The organism is Pseudopedobacter beijingensis, from assembly GCF_042678145.1.
Taxonomy (GTDB): Bacteria; Bacteroidota; Bacteroidia; order Sphingobacteriales; family Sphingobacteriaceae; genus Pseudopedobacter; species Pseudopedobacter beijingensis.
On sequence record NZ_JBHUDG010000049.1, the window covers coordinates 52,648 to 74,086 of the forward strand.

At 37.7% G+C, this 21,439-nt stretch carries 9 protein-coding genes; all 9 read right to left on the minus strand.

Translation table 11 applies throughout. The features are described from left to right. Position 1: 1 nt before the first annotated feature. The 9 genes from ACFSAH_RS17240 to ACFSAH_RS17280 all read right to left on the minus strand — a co-directional run bounded on the left by ACFSAH_RS17240 (position 2) and on the right by ACFSAH_RS17280 (position 21,433). A complete protein-coding gene (locus ACFSAH_RS17240; protein ID WP_379663991.1) occupies positions 2–3,115 on the minus strand; it encodes an FG-GAP-like repeat-containing protein in 3,114 nt (1,037 codons plus the stop codon). A gap of 34 nt (positions 3,116–3,149) precedes the next feature. Further along, a complete protein-coding gene (locus ACFSAH_RS17245) occupies positions 3,150–4,802 on the minus strand; it encodes an autotransporter outer membrane beta-barrel domain-containing protein (protein WP_379663992.1) in 1,653 nt (550 codons plus the stop codon). A gap of 15 nt (positions 4,803–4,817) precedes the next feature. Further along, positions 4,818–10,277 carry an FG-GAP-like repeat-containing protein gene (locus ACFSAH_RS17250; RefSeq protein WP_379663993.1) on the minus strand — a complete coding sequence of 1,820 codons (5,460 nt, stop codon included), beginning with the start codon at positions 10,275–10,277 and terminating at the stop codon, positions 4,818–4,820. Positions 10,278–10,385: 108 nt separating this feature from the next. Continuing rightward, positions 10,386–11,897 (minus strand): RagB/SusD family nutrient uptake outer membrane protein, encoded by a 1,512-nt coding sequence (locus tag ACFSAH_RS17255; RefSeq protein WP_379663994.1) that lies wholly within the window; start codon positions 11,895–11,897, stop codon positions 10,386–10,388. 17 nt (positions 11,898–11,914) lie between these two features. Next, positions 11,915–15,295: a SusC/RagA family TonB-linked outer membrane protein gene (locus ACFSAH_RS17260; protein ID WP_379663995.1), complete on the minus strand. Its 3,381-nt coding sequence runs from the start codon at positions 15,293–15,295 to the stop codon at positions 11,915–11,917. 287 nt (positions 15,296–15,582) lie between these two features. Next, positions 15,583–16,797, minus strand: coding sequence for a FecR family protein (locus ACFSAH_RS17265; protein ID WP_379663996.1), 1,215 nt, complete (start codon positions 16,795–16,797; stop codon positions 15,583–15,585). 305 nt (positions 16,798–17,102) lie between these two features. Next, positions 17,103–17,696: an RNA polymerase sigma-70 factor gene (locus tag ACFSAH_RS17270; RefSeq protein ID WP_379663997.1), complete on the minus strand. Its 594-nt coding sequence runs from the start codon at positions 17,694–17,696 to the stop codon at positions 17,103–17,105. Positions 17,697–18,022: 326 nt separating this feature from the next. Further along, positions 18,023–19,741, minus strand: coding sequence for an FAD/NAD(P)-binding protein (locus tag ACFSAH_RS17275; RefSeq protein ID WP_379663998.1), 1,719 nt, complete (start codon positions 19,739–19,741; stop codon positions 18,023–18,025). Positions 19,742–20,140: 399 nt separating this feature from the next. After that, positions 20,141–21,433, minus strand: coding sequence for an NAD(P)/FAD-dependent oxidoreductase (locus ACFSAH_RS17280; RefSeq protein ID WP_379663999.1), 1,293 nt, complete (start codon positions 21,431–21,433; stop codon positions 20,141–20,143). Positions 21,434–21,439: the final 6 nt, after the last annotated feature.

The following is a 21,439-nucleotide window of genomic DNA, read 5'->3' on the forward strand; positions in this document are numbered from 1 at the left end:
TCTATTTCTTATTCCGGACTATATTGGTTTGTGTAACTTCTATCTTTCTACCGTCGAAAAGATGAAGCACCACTTTAAGGTTGCACTCGCCATCAGGGTATTTTGTAGTATCCCAGAAATTATCATCTCCAAATGCGACATAGGGAGGAGAACTTTCCGTTGCTACTTTCTCATTATTGATATAGAAATCAACAGAAACAGGGTTAGGATAAGAAACTGTTGCAATAAATTTCACTTTGCCGCTAACTGTTGCTGCTTTTTCAGGAGAAGTGATATTCAATGTTCCCTGCGCATTAATTAAGTTGAGGTTTGATTCTTCCGGCAACAACTGCAATTGCACATTATGCGTATTTAAACCTGCTGTAAATGGAGTCAGTGATTTAAAATCCAATATCCTGCTAATGGATTGATTGTCTTCTCTGACGTCAAATTCCAAAGCTGTAAACACCGGAAATTTTTCTCCCTTGAAATAATCGTTGGCATAAAAAGCAAATCTTCCAGATTCTGTACCTGTAAGAAGGTCTGGTTTTCCGTCATTGTTCCAATCTACTACACATGGATAGGTGCAATGCCACGCATCATGACCATCTGAACCTGTCCATTCTACGAATCGGCCACCACGGGCTTTAAGGATGCTATATTCAAATACAGGGTTAAGATTTGTTCCTTTGTTTAGACAGATAGTAAGGTTTCCACCACCTAAATACATGCGTGGTTCTCCCATAATCAGGTCTAAGTTTCCATCACCATCCCAATCTGCTACGTCTATCTGCAAACGTCCATTACCTCCCGGAACTCTTGCAGGCGGTCTTTTTATCAAGATATTTTTTCCGTTTTTATCTTTCAGATTCCCTGATAGATATAATAAAGAAGGATTTTTAGCATCCTGAGAATAAAAAACCAGTTCGCTATCGTCATTTAATAGTATTAGTTCTAACCGGTTATCATTATTCCAATCGGCTACACCTGGTCTGTTTCTCCATGGAGTAATTAACGGTTTTCCATTTACAATAAAATCATGAATTTTCCGGGATAATTTTGGATTAGACTTATTTCCTATATTTTCTATCCATCTTACTTTTCCTAAACAGTCTGCTATTATCAAGTCCAAATCTCCATCCTTATCTACATCTGCCGGTACAACGGTGAGGTATCCCCAATATTGTTCTTCCATCCCCTGCACTGTCCCACCTTCTTTTACAGCGTTTACGAAAAAGCGTTCGTTGGTATCATCTCTTAAATAAATACCTGCTTTAAATTGCGGTGGATTGCCTTTTCCCGCGATGTTTTCATAATACATCAGATTTCCGCTACATCCTCCGCTAATAATATCCAGATCGCCATCATTGTCCCAATCTACGGCATAAGGTGCAGGTGAATCGCTATGTACCAACAGCCCACCTTGCTGATAGAGATCTTTCGGGTTTTCAAATTTTAATTCATCCTTCTTGCCTTTATTAAAAGATATCCAGTAGAAGCCCTGCCATGCAGTAAACACTAAATCTGTGCGTCCATCGCCATCCCAATCTATTGGAAAAGGTTTTAATGACATATCTCCCGATTCATAAGGCTCTTTTTTAAAAACATTCAATGGCAGTTTTTCGTTGACAACAACCGGCTTATCATTTTTGAGTCCTTTGTTTAGCAGTATTTCCGCATATCCTTGTGTTGAACCGATAACCAAATCGGGCTTCCCATCGTTATTGAAATCTCCTGTTTTCATAGAAAACCATGAGGAATTGATGAATTTCACAGGTTTTCCGTCTGTATAGGTTAATAATACCTCTTTTGAAAGTTTTCCGTTGCGGTGAAGCTGCACATAAACGCTTGCTTCTATATTGTCTGTTCGGTTTGAGCGTGGGTGTTTTACATAATACACCCGATCTTTATACCCGTCGCCATCCCAATCTATCATAAAGTCTTCGGGTTCATCCGTAGGATCTTTATCTGTTTTCAATTGCCTGCTTCTTGGCAAAAACAGGGGGGATTGGTTTGAACCTATATTGCGATGCAACCATGTACCTCCGTCTACTGTTTTTCCATAAATATCCCAATCGCCATCTCCGTCTACATCCAATACTTCTAAACCGTAACCTGGCCAGCCTGCCCATAACAGGTTTTTATCGTTAGCAGGATAATTCAATAATTCCCCAACTCCCAGATGAAGATTCTTTTGCTGAGGTAATGGTCCATTTTTTCCTGCCGAAGCAAAATAAATTTCATATTCCACAGCTCCTCTTTTTGCCCGCCATTTTAGCGTACCATTTCGCATATAATGGTCGCTTAACTTAGCTATGGGGTCACCAAAAGAAACCGGGCATTCTTCTGTTTTTCCATTGCCGTATTTTGCGAACAATCTAACTGATGAGGGGTCTACCGGATTAAGCTCTCCTGATGCCAGCAATAATCTCGAAAAATCAAGATCTGTCCATACGGGATCTCCTGAATAATCTGCATCCAGTTTACCTGTAATACGGTAAGGTAAATTTGTATTCCATTGGGTTTGCTTACCTAAAACTGCTTTTCTTTCTATTTTGTAAGGCGTTGAATTGGTGGTCCAGAGTTGAGATTTATCTTTTCCACTTACGTCTTCCAGCTTTATTTCATCTATATATGCTGTGCCGGTTTGCCCGTAAAAAATAATATTGATAGTAGCGCTACTTAAATCAGCAGGCACTTTCATTACTTTTTCCAAATAGCTGTAGCCTTCTTTATTCCGGTTAAATTCTCGTATTTCCTGAAAATATCTTGTTCCTTTAAATTGGATTTCTACAATTGCGTCTCGCCGGTAATTAACGTTTTCTGTTTTCAGCCAAACACTTAAACGTAAAGTTTTCTTCCCTCCCGGATTTAATTTCATAGAAAGCGAAGCTTCATATTTTTTTATGTTACTATTTTTTCCGCCTGTAACTGCCAGACCTCCGTCGCCAAATGCCCCTATCTTAGACAAAACAGACCAGGAAGTATCTGGTGTAAATTTCCATCCTTTTAAGTCGTCCTTTTTACCATTGAATTTTTCATGCAACAGAATATTATCTGCAAACGATAAATTCCAGACGAATAACAAAAAGGCTGTGAGTTGTATCTGCAATATATTCTTATTTATAATCTTCATTTTATTTATCTCCTGGTCTGTTTTTTGGCTTTTATTATTGGTTGTTCGCTATAAATTTTTCTGACTGTATCTTACCTTCTGCATTAAGTAGAGCTACATAAATATTTCCGTTCTTAATTCCCTTTGCAGGTAGTATTACCTCATTCGCTCCTGTTTCAATAACAATATCTTTATTGATTATTGCCTGTCCTGCAGTAGTATATATAACTATCTTTCCGTTTGATTTTAATGCAGAATTAAACCTGACTACAACAGATTGCGCTGAAGTGTAAACTGTAAATTCTTCTAAAACAGCCAGTCCTGGTTCTACAGAAATAACTGATGACAGTTTGTTTTTTCCATCATAATCAACTTGGTTTAAACGGTAATAGGCTGTTACATTTAAAGGATTTTGATCTTTAAATTCATAATTTATAGCTATATCAGAATTATTGTTGCCCTTTACATTGCCTATTACATTGAAAGATTTTCCATCTGTAGAACGAAGCACTTCAAAATGTGAGTTGTTTTGCTCTGAGGAGGTTATCCAGTTAAGTTTCACAAAGTTTTGTTCTGCTTTTCCGGTGAATGAGGTTAATGTAACGGGTAATGTTGTTTTGGCTACAGTACCGGGTGTGAAAGTAAGGCTTCTGAATGCCATATTTGGTCCTGCTGTAATTACATCTGTAACAGTTTGATTTAAATTAGCGGTATAAGCTGCATTATCTACTATTTTTATAATTTTATTATAGCTTCCTGCATATAATGTTGGTACGCCATCTACTAAAGTGCCGGTAAGCGTTTTCATATTGACAAATGAGCCACCTGCTACAGAACCTTTATTTGCCCAAACATCGTTATCAGGATCTGTACGTACAAACTTCTGTAAGAATCCTCCACCCAGCTCAGTAACAAAATACAATAAATCATTTCCCGGTACATTGGAATCCACATCAAAAAACACAAAACCATTTGCAGTATGTTCTACCGGAAGATTAGAGCCTGTTGCCTCTAATCCACTCACAGCTGTTGCCGTTGTAGCTGTTGTAGGTAAACCATCACCAATTTTGGCAATACGGTAAGGATTCTGATTAGTGCTTTGATATAACTGTCCGTTATAAATGCCTAACCCTCCTCTTGTTGGGGCAGGAGTTCCTGTAAGTTGTACAGATGTGCTACTTCCTACAGTAGTATATTGCACACCTAAAGTTTGTCCACCAAACCATATAGAATTACCGTCTGTAGTTATTGCTGTACGATTGTCTTTATTGTCAATATTTACGGCTGTGGACGTATTAATTACAGGAGACGAAACGCCGTTTGATACAATAGCTATCACTTTGGGAGTTGTAGATGCCTGCAAAGTTGCCACGTCTGACCCTACAGGGACTTCATGTCCTGCTATAGCTAAGTATTGACCATTTGGAGATAGGTTACCAAACCCATGAGTTGAACCTGTTGCTCCTCCAACCACAAAACCATGATTTGCACCACTTGCTGTAGTTGGTATCTCTATTGTTTGCACATATTCACCTGCCGTAGTATATTCATCTAAATATGCCGCAGCTGCATTAACCGTTAAGGCTGTTGGTCCTGTACCTACCCGAACAATAACCAGATTATCCGCTGTAAAATTTTGTTGTGCTTTTGAAATACCAGCACCAAGCAGTAAAACTGCCAGACTACATAATGTAATTTTCCTTTTCATATTGTTTATATTTAGTTATTTAACTGGCATAAACTTCTTACTGATTATTTCTCCATCTGCATTTAATACAAGGACATAAACAGAATTTCCATACATTCCCCTTACCGGAATATTGAATAAATTTTCCCCTTCGTAAATAGTGAGATTTTTTTCTCCCAATAGTTTTCCTGATATATCGTAAACAGTGGCCTTTGTCGGAGTAGATTTAGAATAGTAAAGTTTTACAGATACCTGTTGACTGGTTATTGATGCAGAAGCAATAATATTTTCTGACTTTAGAACTCCTCGTTTCACAGATATTATTCCGGAGAGACTCTGTTTTGCATTTTCATCAACCAATCTTAATCTGTAATAGGTAATACCATTTAATGGTGCTTCGTCCCTGAATGTATAATCTGTATGCTGTTCTGCTTTCCCCTGTACCTTACCTATACCCGAAAATACAGTACCATCTGAGGAACGCAATACATCAAAGTAAGAACCATTCTGTTCTGTAATGGCTTTCCATTCCAGATCTACGTAATTGCCCGAAACTTTTCCGGTAAAAGATGTTAAGGTTATTGGTAAAGTCTTATTTGCTGCAATCAACGCTTCTTCTTCCAGCAGTTGCAATTGTATATTTTGTGTATTTAAACCTGTGGTATAAGCATCCAGATTATTAAAATCCAATACTTGAAAAACACTGTCCTGTTCGCCTTGAAATTCAAAGTTTTCTGCTGTAAATACAGGATATTCATCACCAACAAAATAATCGTTAAAATAAAGCGCAAACCTGCCGGTTTCTGTTCCTGTCAATAAATCCGGTAATCCGTCATTGTTCCAGTCCACCATGTTAGGATAGGTACAATGCCAGGCGTCATGTATCACAAAACGGGCATCTCCTCTTATAGGAAGCACTCCTGTTTCAAAAACCGGATTTACATTTGTGCCTGTATTTTTAAACAAGAGCAAATTACCTCCTGTTATACCATTAGCAGTAATAAATGTTCTGGGATGGCCAATAATTAAATCCAGTTTTCCATCGCTATCCCAATCTCCAACTTCAATCTGTGTTCGACCATTACCTCCGGGATGCGAGTAGTTTACAACCGTAACAGCGTTGTTATTCTGATCCTTTAATTCCGTCCCTCTTATTAAAACAGACGGATTGGTTGCCGATTGAGAATAGAAAATAAGTTTACTCCTGCTGGAAACAATAGTATCATTAACCACAATGAGTTCAAGCCTGCCATCATTGTTCCAATCCGCTACTCCCGGTCTGTTTCGCCAGGGTGTAATAAACGGATCTCCGTTTACTATAAAATTGTGTATGGCAGAAGACATTACCGGATTTTGACGAGTACCTATATTTTCTATCCATCTCACTCTGCCCATACTGTCAGAAATAATCAGGTCTATATCCCCGTCATGGTCAACATCTACAGGCACACAGGTCAAATATCCCCAATATTGCTCTTCTAATCCCTGAACAGTTCCTCCTGATTCTACTGCATTAACATAAAATCGCTCTCCATTTTCATCAGTAACAAATACTCCTCCCTTAAATTTGGGGACACTTCTTGTCCCTACATTTTCAAAGTACATCAGATTACCATCTGCTCCTCCGCTAATGATATCCAAATCGCCATCATCATCCCAATCTACCGTATATGGCGAAGAGGAATCATCATGTACCATTATTCCGCCTTTCTGATATAAATAAACAGGGTCATCAAAATCAAATGTGTTGTTAACGCCCTTGTTCATAGATATCCAGTAAAAGCCCTGCCATGATGTAAATACAATATCTGTTTTACCATCAGCATTCCAGTCTATTGGAAATGGTTTCAAAGACATTCCTCCGGAAAGTGTAGCATCTGAAGCATACAGATTAAATGGAAGTTTGGTTAATTGTGCCGTAGGTTTATCGTTCACTAATCCCATATTCAACATAACTTCTGCTGCACTATTGGCTGTACCTGCTACTAAATCAATTTTACCATCATTATTGAAATCTCCGGCTTTCAGCGAAAACCATGTTGAGTTTTCAAAGACCACATTGTTTCCACTGCTGTCTTTTAATGGTTGCCCGGCTATAAAACTTCCATTTCTATATAATTGTACATATATAGTGGAGGGTATATTATCATAACGGTCTGTTCTGGTAGGTCTTACATAATATATTCTATCCTGGTGTCCATCACCATCCCAGTCAAAATAAAGATCTGCTGGGAAATATGTGGGTTTTATATCGTTCTCCAGAGGTCTGCTTCTTGGCAGAAAAAGTGGAGAAGCGTTAGTTCCTATATTTCTGTGCAGCCAAATTCCCGAATCGGAAGTTTGTCCGTAAATATCAAAATCTCCATCGCCATCAACATCAATAACTTCTAATCCTGCACCAGGCCATCCTGCCCATAACAGATTATTTTCGTTCTCGGGATAATGTAACAGTTCTCCTACTCCCAGATTAGGCATTTCCGAAAAATAAACCTGTCCTTCTGCACCGGCTATGTCAAAATATATTTCATACTTTACAGCTCCGTTAACAGAACGCCATTTTAATGTACCATTACGGTTATAATGATCTGCCAGATTAGAAACAGGGTCGCTTAAAACAGCTTTACATTCTATTCCCTGCCCATTTGACATTCTTGCAAAAACACGTATAGAATCCGGATTTACAGGATTACGCTCTCCTGCGGCAAGCAATAGTCTTGAATAATCAAAATCTGCCCATACTGGCTCATCTCCATTTCCTGTATTGATATTTCCGATGATACGATAGGGCAAATTTGCTAACCATGAAGCTCCGCCCGATACAGGAACTTTCTCTACCCCATACGGATTAAAATTACTGCTTCCATTACTCAGGGAATCGGTAATATCAGTTATCTTGATTTCATCAAAAAATGCTTTGCCTTCTGTTGCGTTTAATCTTAGAATTAATCTCAGGTTTTCTGTTCCTGCTGGTATTTTCAGGTCTTTCTCTAAATAATTAAACCCTTCAGAATGAGATTTAAATTCTGACATAGTCTGACTGTAATTAGTCCCTGCAATCTGTACCGTAGCTATTGCATCTCTTCCATAAGGAATATTTTCTGTTTTTACCCAGCATCCTACTCTTATTATTCTATCCTCTGTTAAATTCAACCTGAAGGGCAGCACCGCAGTGTAGGTACTACTTGTTGAGCTTGCCTGCGCTGCCAATGAACCATTGCCATCTAAACTTGTTACATTATTAACTGTCCAGGCTGCATCGGGGGTAAATGTCCAGTTTCTTAAATCTTGTTTTGTTCCGCTGAACGTATAATGAAGATTGTTATGGTTGGTGTATTGTGCAACAGTTCCCGGAGTTAGAGTTAATCCCTTGAAAGCAGTTTTTACTTCTGCTGATTTTAATAAGGTAATTGTTGCCGACAGCGTATTTCCATAAGCTGCATTGTCAGTAATTTTTATGATTTTGCTTCCTCCAACGCCATACAACACAGGAACACCATTTACCAATGATCCTGTAAGACCTCTTACAGACGCTAAATGCCCTCCCGAAACAGAACCTATATTTACCCAGGTAGAATTAGCAGCGTCATATTTGTATTTTTGGAGGTCTCCGCTTCCCAATTCACTTACAAAATATAGCAGGTCGTTACCCGGAATGTTAGGGTCTACATCAAAGAAAACATAGCCACATGCCGCATGTTCGGCAGGTGCATTTGTCCCGGTTGCAGGAATACCGGATATAGCTGTTGCTGTGGTTAATGAAGTAGGCAAACCATTTCCTATCCCGGCTATACGGTATGGATTCTGGTTAGTGCTTTGGTAAAGCTGCCCATTAAAAATGCTCACCGTACCTCTGGTTGGTGAAGGTGTTGCCGAAACCTGTACCGAGGTTGTACTGCCTAAAGTTGTATATTGCACTCCCTGAGATGTTCCCCCAAACCATATGGAATTACCATCTGTAGTTACTGCAGAACGGTTGTCACTATTTCCTATGGTAACAGCAGTTGTTGTGTTAATTACAGGCTGTGTTGTTCCGTTATTGATAACTGCAAATACACGTGGTGTAGAAACATTCTGCAAAGTAGCCAATGAAGTTCCCACTGCAGCATCATAACCAGGCAAAGCAAGATATTGACCATTGGGTGATAAATTCCCTGCTCCATGCGAAGTGGCTGAACTTCCACCGATAACAAATGCGTGATTAGCGCCACTAGCTATAGCCGGAATTTCTACTGTATTCACCAAAACTCCGTTAGGCGTATATTCATCCAGATAAACTTTTTCTGCATTTGCAGATAGAGTTGCTATGCCATCTCCTATTCTCGTAACCAGCAGGTTATCTGGTTTAAAATTTGCATTTGCTGTTGGCGGAATAAATCCTTTATTGCTTATATAGGTAAGTGTGCTTCCCGGAGTAAAAGTCAATCCTCTGAAAGCAGTTTTCCCCGAAACAGCAGACTGCACCAATGAAATGTTTACAGCTAATGTATCTCCAAAATATGCGGCATTATCAACAATTTTTATAATCTTATCTGCCCCTACACCATACAAAACAGGTACATCATTTTCCAGCGAACCGGTAAGCCCTCTTACAGAAGTTAACAAACCGCCTGACGAAGAGCCTATGTTTACCCATTTGGAGCTGTTTACATCGTATTTATATTTTTGAAGATTACCTCCTCCCAATTCACTTACAAAATACAACAGATCGTTACCCGGAATATCCGGGTCTACATCAAAGAAAACATAGCCACATGCCGCATGTTCGGCAGGTGCGTTTGTTCCGGTTGCAGGAATCCCCTCTATAGGAGTAACTGTAGCGGAAGATGTAGGCAAACCACTCCCTATTTTTGCAATACGATAGGGATTATAGTTGGTACTTTGGTAAAGCTGTCCGTTAAATATGCTTACTGTACCTCTGGTGGGTGAAGGTGTTGCAGAAACCTGTACTGAGGTTGTACTGCCCAATGTTGTATATTGTACTCCCTGAGATGTTCCTCCAAACCAGATAGAATTACCGTTTGTTGTTATTGCAGATCTGTTATCTCCATTTCCTATGGTCACTCTTGTTGTAGTATTAATTATAGGCTGTGTTGTTCCGTTACTGATAATTGCAAAAACCCGGGGTGTAGCAACATTTTGCAAAGTAGTTAATGAAGTACCTATTGCAGCATCATAACCTGACAAAGCAAGATATTGACCATTGGGTGATAAATTCCCCGCTCCATGCGAAGTGGCAGAACTTCCTCCGATAACAAAAGCATGATTACCGCCATTGGCTACAGCAGGAATCTCTACGGTATTTACCAGAACGCCGTTAGGCGTATATTCATCCAGATAAATTTTTTCTGCATTCGCAGACAGGTTTGACACACCATCTCCTATTCTTACAACCAATAAATTCCCGGAAGTAAAATTAGCATTAGATGTTTGTGAGCTCACATTTTTACTGCTTAGCAAGCTTACAAACACATATAAGAAAAATAGCTGTCTTCTCATATTTATCGTTTATAATTTTGGAAAATGATAGGCATAGAACTCTCCTGATAGAGTTCTCTACCTACCTTATTTCCATATTTATTAATTGATTATCCTATCTTTAGAATATTAATATCCCGGGTTTTGATTTTCAAGACCTATTGCCCTATTGGTTGATACCTCTCTATCTGGTATTGGATACAAATACATTTTTGGATCATAACTAACTTGCACCTGTTGGGCTTCATATGAATTAGTAACATGATCTTCTATTTTCTCTAATCTTTTTATATCAAAAAATTCATGCAACTCTCCTGAAAGCTCCAGTAATCTTTCTAGATGTACTGCATCTCTGAACGTGTCTTTCGTGAGTCCCGACAATGCCCCTGCATTAGCTCTTAATCTTACCTCATTAATTGCAGAATATGCGTTATCCGGACCGTTCACTTCATTTTCTGCCTCAGCATACATTAATAAAACATCCGCATATCTCAAAACCAATATATCTGTTGCATGTCTTGTATTAGCAGGCGCTTTACTTGGACCATCTTTATATTTTCCTAATGCAATTCCCAAAGGATCTCTATAGGTACTTCCCGGGGCGTTATATGTAACAGTAGCACCATTAACAGCTACATAGCTCGATATTAATGTAACATCACGACGTTTATCTGACGTAGCAAACAAACTTCTAAAATCAGTAGTAAAACCATAATTGTACTGCCCGTTTGCTGTTGCAAAAGTAGAATTCAAAGGAGCAGCAAAAAATGGAAGAGCACTACCTCCCGATACTTGTGAATAAGAAAATTGTATAGCAAAGATGGCTTCTTTATTTGAAGCTTCTTTATTTACATCAAAAAGGTCTGCATAATTCGGTAGAAGATCTACATTATATGTTGCCTTATTGTCTATAACTTCCTTTAGCTTCAATCTTGCCAAATTCCACTTATCAGTTTGTTTTAAAGGAAAACCTGCCATCGTTAAATACACTTTCCCTAATAAAGTCTTTGCAGCACATTCCGTTGCCCTTCCTCGTTCAGAACTGGGTCTTATTTTCGGTAAATTGTTAGATTCTGCATATTGTAAATCTGCAACAATTAGATCATAAATCTCCTGCTCTGTACTTCTTGGAGTATATACAGTAGAAAGTCCTTCGGTTTCTCCTGTTTTCAAAGGAACTCCTCCATATAACCTCACCAGATTAAAATAACTTAAGGCTCTCATAAATTTGGCTTCTGCAACAAACATTCTCTGCAAAGAGTCTGTCATTTGGATGTTTGGTACACGGCCAATAATCGTGTTTGCCCTGTTTATCGCTTCGTAAGCATTATTCCAAACATTAGCAATCCTATCATCAGATACACTGAAAGAAAATTGGGCAATTGACTTATGTACGGGTACTCTTGTTCTTACATATTTATTGGGTAACAAAACCATAGTAAACAGGTTATGTGTCCAAATATGTTCCCTGTTTAAAGTGTTATACACGCCCATCAAAGCTACCTTTGCCTCATCTGCATTACTAAAATAATTTTCAGGTGTTAAAGTCGAATAGGCTTTCTCGTCTAATTTTTCGCATCCCGAAAATAACATCATTATGAATGATATACATACAATTGAACTTATTCCTATATTTTTCATAACTAATATTTATATCACTATTTTAAATTACATTTAAGACCTAATTGAAAAGTTTGAGATCGCGGATAAGACCCTAAATCTATGCCGGGTAAAAGATTGCTATTACCAAAAATCCCAACTTCGGGGTCGAAACCAGAATAATTTGTAATAGTTAACAGATTTGTTGCCGACGCACTAAGTGTCAGATTTCTAATAAAAGATTTATTGATTTTAAAATCATAAGACAACGTAACATTCTTCAAACGTATATAGCTACCATCTTCTATATAGTAATTACCTGGTTGTAAATTAGCCATCTCTGTTCCCAAAGCCGGATAACTAATATCGTTCGTAGGGTTTTCTGCTGTCCACCTGTTCGCGAACCAGTCTGCTGATTTATTCAAATAAGGCATTCCTGTTGATAAATATGCCTTTGTCAGATTCATGATATCATTTCCCAACACTCCCTGAAAGAATACCGATACCGACAACTTTTTATAGGAGAAATCATTAGTGAAACCAAAAAGAGCTTTAGGGTTAGGATCTCCTAAAATTTGTCTGTCTGCAGCTGTTATAATCCCATCGTTATTAGTATCCTTATAAAGCCACTGTCCAAGTCTCCGCTCATTATTATACATGGCAAAAGTTGGTTTTCCGTTCTCATCAAAATCAGATTCCTGTATTAGTCTTTCAGCAACCAATCCCCAATAAGCAGGAAGAGTACCTCCATTTTGAACAATAGTGATAGGAACATTCCTGATAAAGGACGCTGCTGTAGCAGGAGCAAGACCATAGATTTCACTGTTTCCTCCTAACTCCAATACCTTAGACCGATTCATACTGATATTAAAACCTGATGTCCATTTTGCAACTCTATTATCTATTAAATCTGCTGCCAGAGCAAATTCCAGTCCTCTGTTCCTTACAGATCCCATATTAACAGTTGTTGTTAAAAATCCTGATGAAGCTGGGATATTGAAAGATTGTAATAATCTATCTGTTTCTTTATTGTAGGCATCTGCTGTAATTCTGACACGGTTTCTCCAAAATGCCACGTCCAAACCTATATTAGCTTGTTTGGATTGTTCCCATGTCAAATCCGGGTTTCCAACTGAAGTAATAGAAGTTCCTGATATAATAGTCTCTCCCGAAGCATAATTAGTACTGGAAATTCTGGAAAGAGAACCTAATGGTGCAATAGCCTGACTACCTGTAATACCATAACTGGTTCTCAACTTTAAATCTGTTACAGTACGTTTCAGTCCAGAAAAAAATGGTTCATTAACAATTTTCCATGCAAAAGCACCGGAAGGAAAATATCCCCATTTGTTGTTTTTAGCAAACACCGATGATCCATCTGCCCTTCCTGCAAAAGTGAACAAGTATTTACTTGCAATATCAAAATTACCTCTTATATAGTAAGATTTTATTACACGTACCACTTTGCTTGTTGATGGTGTATATAATGTTGTTGCAAACTGCACTCCATCAGTATTTAATATATCATCAGGGAAACCAGACACTCTTGAGCTATATGCTCTGGATTCATTCAATTGATAAGAAGTTCCTGCGACTGCATTTAATTTATATTTGTTTGCAAATACTTTTGAATATCTGAAATATGCCTCTGTAACATAATTGATATTGGTATATTTATTTACAAAAGCCATACTGTTGTACAGAAACCCTAAGGCTGTAGGTCTTGGAAAATAAATATCCCTTTCACTATACCTCCTGGTAGACCCTACATTAGCTACAAATCCTAAATCTTGAGTAATTTTATAATCACCCTTTAGTTGGGCAAAAGAATCTTCATTTTTAGTTTTGTCTTTCTTTTGAGTTACCAGAAACAATGGATTTTCAAAAAAATTACCATCTGAGTCACCAGATGTTGTTCCTCCCCATGGGCCTGTACCTGTTGCATCAACCGGTATAACAGGGTTTGCTCTCAAAGCCAAATAAATGGCATCACCATGTATAGTAGCTGCTGCCGCTCCGGGGTTAATCCTATTATTTGCCGAACTTGTTATACTTGCAGTAGTCGATAATGTAAATTTTTTAGAAATGTTATTATCAAGATTAATCCGAAGATTTCCTCTTGTCATTTTAGAGTTCTTTACTACCCCACTCTCTTCAAAATAATTACCTGATATATTATATCTTGTCTGGCTGTTTCCTCCATTGATGCTGAGATTATATTTTTGATTAACTCCAGTTCTTAATATTTCATCAAGCCATCTGGTCCCTATGCCTGCCTGTTCTGGCGTCGGTCTGTATTCAGAAGAACCATCATAGTAGGGAAAAACACCTCTTGATTGATTCCACTCATTTTGAAACTCTGCATATTGTTGGGCCGTACCCACTTCAGGCAAATTGATGATACGACTAGTCCCTGTCAATACATCAAATGAAATATTGGTAGCTCCTTCACGTCCTCTTTTTGTGGTGACAATAACAACCCCATTAGCTCCCCTTGCTCCATATATTGCAGTAGCAGAAGCATCTTTTAAGACTTCTATAGATTCTATATCATCAGGATTTATACCTGAAAGCGGATTCGATTCCTGACCATATCCTGTTCCCGATGCTTCTGTAATTGTTGGCATCGGATATCCATCTATTACATATAAAGGCTGATTATCTCCTGAAATAGAATTTCCTCCTCTTATTCTTATAGCTGCATTTCCTCCAGGTTCTGCAGATGTTGAAGTTACCATTACACCTGCCGCCCTTCCCTGTAGCTTTAAATCAAACGTTGCTGCCGGTACTTTTTCCAAATCTTTTTGTGAAATACTGGAAATTGCCCCCGTCAGGTCTCCTCTTTGTACAGTCCCGTACCCAATAACCACGATTTCATCTAACCCTTTAGGTTTTCCTTTAAGCGCTACGTTTATTTCTCTGTTATTAAGAACAATCCTTTCCTCCGTAGCAAACCCTAAATAAGAAAATATCAGAATGCTGTTAGAACTGGGAACTTTGATAGAATATCTACCTTCTGTATTAGTTACCACTCCCGCTATCTGATTTTTTACTCCCACACTCACTCCTACCAACGGCTCTCCATTCTCATCAGTTACTCTACCGGTAACATTCGCAGAAGGTTGGGCTACAGCTTTACTGATATTGCTTTTAATAATTACAATCTTGTCCTTCTCATTAAACACCATTTGAACATCATGCCCTACAAAACACCTTTCCAACACTTCTTTAAGTGTTTTATTGCTCAGGTTTAAACTGATACGCCCCAACTTTTTAATGAGTGCAGCATCTGCGGTAAATGTATGGCCTGTCTGCTGGGTTAATTTGTAAAAAACCTCATTGATACTGGCATCTTTTACCTGAATGTTCACTTTCTGTGCAAAAGACGATGCGCTAACCTGTAAAAAGGCAAGCATCAGGATGATAAAGCTGAGTTTCATGACTAACAAAAATTTATAGGTATAGCAGAACTGCTTCCTACACGTTAATGCAGTAATTTTTTTATACATTTGGCTAGGTTTAATTAATTCGTGTCAACAATTAGTTATCCTATCCGATCCCAAAGGGACTGGCAAACCGGGAGTGCTCCAACACTCCTGGTTTTTGATAACCCTACAATAAATTATATCAAATATTTATATAAAGTCCAAAATTAAAAAACGCAGTTAACTCATTTATAGATTAATACAACAGCATTTATGTAATCTAAAATCGGAATTTATATAATTCAATTATCTTTTTCTTCTACTACAGTTATCCTCCTTTCTTTACCGGAGACATCTCCCGGAGCTATTATAAATTTAACTTTGTTGGTCAGTTCTATCGATCTGAGTAATTTCACTACGTCTCTGGATCTTAAATAGTTTCCATGAAAATAGACATTAGATAAGTCCCCTTCATATTCAACTTCCAGATCGTACCAATTCGACAGATCTCTCATGATGTCTTTAATATTCGCATTGTTGAAAACAAAATATCCGTCTTTCCATGCAACCTCATTGTATGCATAGGGCATATCAGCCACATCTATCTGTTTACTGTCATTTACAGCCATTTGTCCTGGTTTAAGAACTGTTGGCTGCACTAGACCCGCTGACGAAACCTTTACAGACCCCTCTAATAAAGTGGTTTTCGTCAACTGAGTATTGTATGCGTTAATATTAAAATGAGTGCCTAAAACTTCTACCTCCTGTTTATCTGTGACAACAATGAAGGGCCTGGTTTTATCTTCGGATACTTCAAAATACCCTTCGCCCTTTAAGATAACTTTCCGCTCTTTTAGTGAAGAGAAAGAAACCGGATATCGTAACGAGGATACTGCATTCAGCCACACTTTTGTGCCGTCTGGCAGATTGATCTGATATTGCCCCCCCTTGGGTGTTTCCACGGTATTGTATTCATTTGAATTTGCTTTTTGAGAGGCATTTGAAATGGAGTAAACCAATTGACCATCCGCTGTTTTTGTGATGGTAATTCCGGATTGTTCTGCAACATGACCTTCTTTGGTATCAGATACAGCAATACGATCTCCGTTCGCCAAGGTCAGATAAACTTTACTGCTATCCAGTTTCATATGACCTTTCGCAACTGTTTCTGTTTTTATCTTATTATTATCCGACTGATACAAATACAATGCGATACCTAAGCATAAAAGAACAGTAGCTGCAACAGCTATCCTACTCCAAAGCTTATAAATCTTTCCTGACTTAAGCTCCGCTTTGTCGTTATGCAAAATTTGGTTTAATATACGTTTGCGGCTGCTATCGCTCAGGCTCTCTATTTCTGTTTGATTTTGAAAAGATTCGGAAAGAATTTCCTGAATTTCATTCTTGTGTAAAGGATCCTCTATATAACTCAAAAACTCCTGCTCTTCGGAGAGCGTACTTGTATTAGACAAGTATTTCCGGAATAGTTCCAAAATTCTGTGTTTATTATCACTCATTAGATTAAGACAGCTTAATTTGGGCTTTTGGTTTATTAATATTGACACATAACCGGAATGACCGGGTAGTCATTTTTGATAAAAAAGAGAAACAAAACTGTAACTATCTAAAAATAAGATAATTAATTTAAATCATTTTGTCTGAATAACTAATGATACGGACGGATTTTACGGAAGACTGGTATACAAATAGAGATTACAATGCAAATTAATCTGTGGAATCCGGAAATCTTTTAAATCTGTGATTCTAACATTTTATTAGCTGTTTATCTTCAACAGAGTCTAAATATATTGGTAATTTAGGTTTAAAGCTCAAAAAAGAAAAATAAAAGTATCTGATAGGATAAGCCGTTCTTAATTAAATGACTTCGGATACTTTTTAGCGCCAGCTTCATGTGGTAATGTACAGTTGCCACAGATATATTCATTTTAGCTGCTGCCTCTTCATATTTAAGACCTTCTAAATGACATAACCTATAAACGGTTTTTTGTTGCTCCGGGAGGGTATCAAGGACCTCCTCTAATATTCTTAATGTTTCGCGGTAATCTATAGTTTGTTGGGTATGGTTATCTTCATCTGAATAAGACAATACCATCTCTGCCCCTGTTTTTTGCCTATAGGCTAGTTGCCTGAGCAGATTAAAAGAATGATTGCGAACCAATATATTCAGATAACCTCCAAAATTGTCAACTTCCCTTAGTTTTTCTTTACGTTCCCATATTTTAATGAAGATATCCTGAACAATTTCCTCTGCAATTTCATTGGAACGCATTAACTTACGACCAAATGAAAACACATACTTTTGATAATAATCAAAAAGTTCACAGAAGGCTGATTCGTCCCCTTCTGCAATTTTCATCAATAGCTCGCTTTCGTTATAAATAGGTTTAATTGCCATAATGCTCTCCGCTGGCTAAAAATTTATGGAAAAACCACCATCAATAATAGGTATATTTTTCGATAGTGCAAATTTACTTTTAGTTTTTAAATGGTTTTATGTTATTAACCTACTCGTAGTCTTGGTGTTTTATTTGCAGCCCTCCTACTCGAGCAACAAAAACCAAAAAAAATAACAGGTATATGGGAGTTTAAGATACAGTTTGGAAGTATCAGGAAAATATAAGCTTTTTAAAGTTGCGGGCAGGAAATTAAAAAGTGGGGATACAAAGGAATTGAATCGTCACGAATAATAAGGAAAGAGATAGATTTTGTTTCTTAAACTTTTCATTCATGCTCTATCAAGCGTTTTAAAACTCTGGCCGATGCCGCTTCTCCAAAATCAAGCCCTGAATAATCGGGATTATACCCGCCTATAAACGGAACAGCCATCATATAAATTCGTTCATTAAGGGCTCCGTAAGCATCTACCACCTGAAAGTAATCATTAATTCGTATACCGGGAACCTGTAAATAAAATCCACCTTGTTCCTGTATTACTTTTTTATTTCCCTCATTAAATTCCTGCTTGCCGTTAGCCTGATTACGGAATATGATTTTTGCCGGGCTAATAGTTCTATTACTGATTAAACTGGGAAAAGGAATATTACGATATAATAAATGGGGTTGCCCTACACAGTCAATAAAGGTCTTAAAATGATGAGATACTGCCTTACCATCTTCCATAGTATAATGGTACACAGCTCCTTTTTCTTCTGACATCTCTATTTCACTATCATTTCCTACGGCTACAATATCTAATATTCCCGCTTCATGTAAGGCCAACATCTCCAATACCGAGGACTGAGGCACAAAGGCAATAACAATAGAAATTAAGGGCATTAAGCTTTTTTGTAAGCGTATTGTATCTTCTGCAGAAAAATATTTTGCAGGATAATTCATCACAAAACTTAAAATAGCTAATGCTTCTTTCCAATAAATAGTTTCTTTCCGATTGATGGATTTTTCTGCCTCCACATACTCTGCCCTCAACAATAAAAAAGGCTGTACATTTTCCCTTAATACCATCATTTCTTCTACAAACCCTTCCATATCCAAATGTTTTACCCGTCCATAAAATTCTGGATCCTGCATTTCAAGTTTGGCTAAAAAGATTCTCTGAAAGATATAATCTAATGGTAGGAAACCTTCATTTTGATTTCTGACTTCTGCTATTTCTTCATCGCTCAATATTGCATTTTGAGCAAGATGCGAGTCTTTAAGATGAAACCGAACAACAGGAAGCATGCCATTTCTGGAATGCAAAACTATACGGAAGCCTTTACTCTCTGGATCAAGCTGGTAGCTTAGCTTAGCATTATCATCCCTTTGAAATACACCATTGTTTCTGGCTAATGTTCTGATCGCATCTATTGCTGTTAACGAAGAGCCCTTAATAGCCACTGGATGGTTTAAACGTATAGTAAGTTTAGATGGCGGGTAAGGAGATTCGAAATAATGTTTGCTGATATCTTCCTTATCCTTTGGCCAGTAATGCCCGGTACAGATGACTACCCTTTCATATTCGAGACGCTCATTTTGGTTAACAACAATAGTAACCAGCCCGGTTTCGGGAGAGTCTACAATATCTGTTACTTCAGCACAATAATGAATGGTTGTAGGCATTCCTTTCTGTTTAGCTCTTTTTTCTAACAAGTGAAACTGATCCGATAAATACCTACCAAATAATAACCGGGGCAATACCTTGTAATCATTAAATTTATCGGCATCGATATGGAAGCGATGGAGCGTATCACTATCCTCTGATTTTAACCAGTCTTCAACGCTAGTTACCAATGAAGGAATTTCATTACCAGATACATTGGTAATATGTTCATCCAATGCGCCATCACGACTATAAGGCATCCCGGCCCCTACAATCTGCTTCTTCTCAAAAACATCTATATTCCATTTTTTATTGCTTTCTATAAGTCGTTTATACATGAGCAGTCCTGATGGACCGCCCCCCACTATGGCTACTCTGCAAATATGGTCTTTTGCTTTCATCTAAATACATTTATCTGATCATTTATCTCCTTTTAAAGGGGATTTTATTATAACACAAAATCTTTTTGGTAGTTTTGAATTTGTATCTATTCAGACAATGTATTCCTTATTAAGGGCAATAATGCCTTGACTAATAGACGATCAGACATCTACCATGGGTATTGATTTATGAGGGTGGTAACTATTGTAGGTACGATATATCGAAAAGGGCAAAGTTTTAAGAAAGGCTATATAGTCTTTGATTCTCATGGGTATAAGAAGATACTCTATATAGTTTTATTTTCAACGAGGTATTTAAGCCTTAAACTCTCAGTTCTATAATCTTATCGTATAGAGAATGATTAAAAATTGGAATATTTAACAGAAAAACAGTTTTATAAATACGGTATTTTAGAGAGTTTAGTTTTGCTGCTCCGCCTCCTGTTTCTTTCCGCCTGGCCTGATAATCATTCTTAAAGAGTTGTCTCTTGTAAAATAAGCTACTGCCCAATTATATAATGTTTTCAGCCTGTTCCTATAATTCAAAAGAGACATCATGTGTATAAATAACCAGGCGCACCAGGCTATAAAGCCATCAAAATGTATATTCTTGAAAGGTAAATCGGCTACAGCTTTATTTTTACCTATAATGGCCATCGATCCCCTGTCTTTATACATAAAAGGTTTTTGCTGTTTTGCGCTTTCTTTATTAATAAGGTTGAGTGCTAGATTTACTCCTTGCTGAATGGCAACCTGTGCTAACTGAGGGTGTCCTCTTGGATATTCGGGGTCGTCCAGTATTAAACACGCATCGCCAATAGAATAAACATCTTCACAATCTTTTATCCGATTAAACCGATCTACCAGCATTCTTGTCCCCGGCCCATAAACTTCCTGAGGAAGTCCATCAAAAGAAATTCCTTTTACTCCCGATGCCCAAATCAGACTTTCGGTTTCTATAACTTCTCCATTCCCTAAAACAACTTTATTGTCTTTAAAATCGTTAACTCTGGTATTCAATAATATTTTCACACCCAGATTAGCAAGAGATTGGTAAGTGTATTGCTGTGATTTCACACTCATAGGAGAAAGTAATTCTGCCCCGCCATTTACCAGGTATATATCTGATTTGGCTCCTATAAGTTCTGGGTATTCTTTTCGGATAACCGATTTTTTTAATTCGGCAAGCATACCAGAAATCTCCACTCCGGTAGGTCCTCCTCCTGCAACAACAATAGTTAAAAGTCGCTCTTTTTCCTGCTTGTCTTTGGTTACAGTTGCCCTTTCCAGCCTTTGCAATAAGGTATTCCTCATAAACAAAGCATCATCCAATGTTTTCATCGGAAGAGCATTTTGTCTGATGTTTTGGTTACCAAAATAATTGGTTTCTGTACCTGTGGCAAAAACCAGATAATCATAATCCAATATGCCTGTATCCAGCTCTATCTGCTTTTCCTGTAAAAGTACCCGTTTCACATTCCCCATTCTAAACCTGAGACGCTTAGCTGCAAACAGTTTCCGGAAGGGATAACTGATACTTGAATTTTCTAAAAATCCGGTAGCAACCTGATAAATCAAAGGGGGGAAAAAGTTGTAATTGTTTTTATCTACCAGAATCACCTCAAACAAAGAAGATTTCATCAGCTTCTTTGCCAAGTTTATTCCTGCAAATCCTCCTCCTACAATTACAACTTTTTTTGTTTTTGCTAACATTAGCTA

Bases quoted from the DNA above. Each gene is read 5' to 3' on its own strand.
- ACFSAH_RS17240 (WP_379663991.1), bottom strand. From the start codon at position 3,115: ATGAAGATTATAAATAAGAATATATTGCAGATACAACTCACAGCCTTT.
- ACFSAH_RS17245 (WP_379663992.1), bottom strand. From the start codon at position 4,802: ATGAAAAGGAAAATTACATTATGTAGTCTGGCAGTTTTACTGCTTGGT.
- ACFSAH_RS17250 (WP_379663993.1), bottom strand. From the start codon at position 10,277: ATGAGAAGACAGCTATTTTTCTTATATGTGTTTGTAAGCTTGCTAAGC.
- ACFSAH_RS17255 (WP_379663994.1), bottom strand. From the start codon at position 11,897: ATGAAAAATATAGGAATAAGTTCAATTGTATGTATATCATTCATAATG.
- ACFSAH_RS17260 (WP_379663995.1), bottom strand. From the start codon at position 15,295: ATGAAACTCAGCTTTATCATCCTGATGCTTGCCTTTTTACAGGTTAGC.
- ACFSAH_RS17265 (WP_379663996.1), bottom strand. From the start codon at position 16,797: ATGAGTGATAATAAACACAGAATTTTGGAACTATTCCGGAAATACTTG.
- ACFSAH_RS17270 (WP_379663997.1), bottom strand. From the start codon at position 17,696: ATGGCAATTAAACCTATTTATAACGAAAGCGAGCTATTGATGAAAATT.
- ACFSAH_RS17275 (WP_379663998.1), bottom strand. From the start codon at position 19,741: ATGAAAGCAAAAGACCATATTTGCAGAGTAGCCATAGTGGGGGGCGGT.
- ACFSAH_RS17280 (WP_379663999.1), bottom strand. From the start codon at position 21,433: ATGTTAGCAAAAACAAAAAAAGTTGTAATTGTAGGAGGAGGATTTGCA.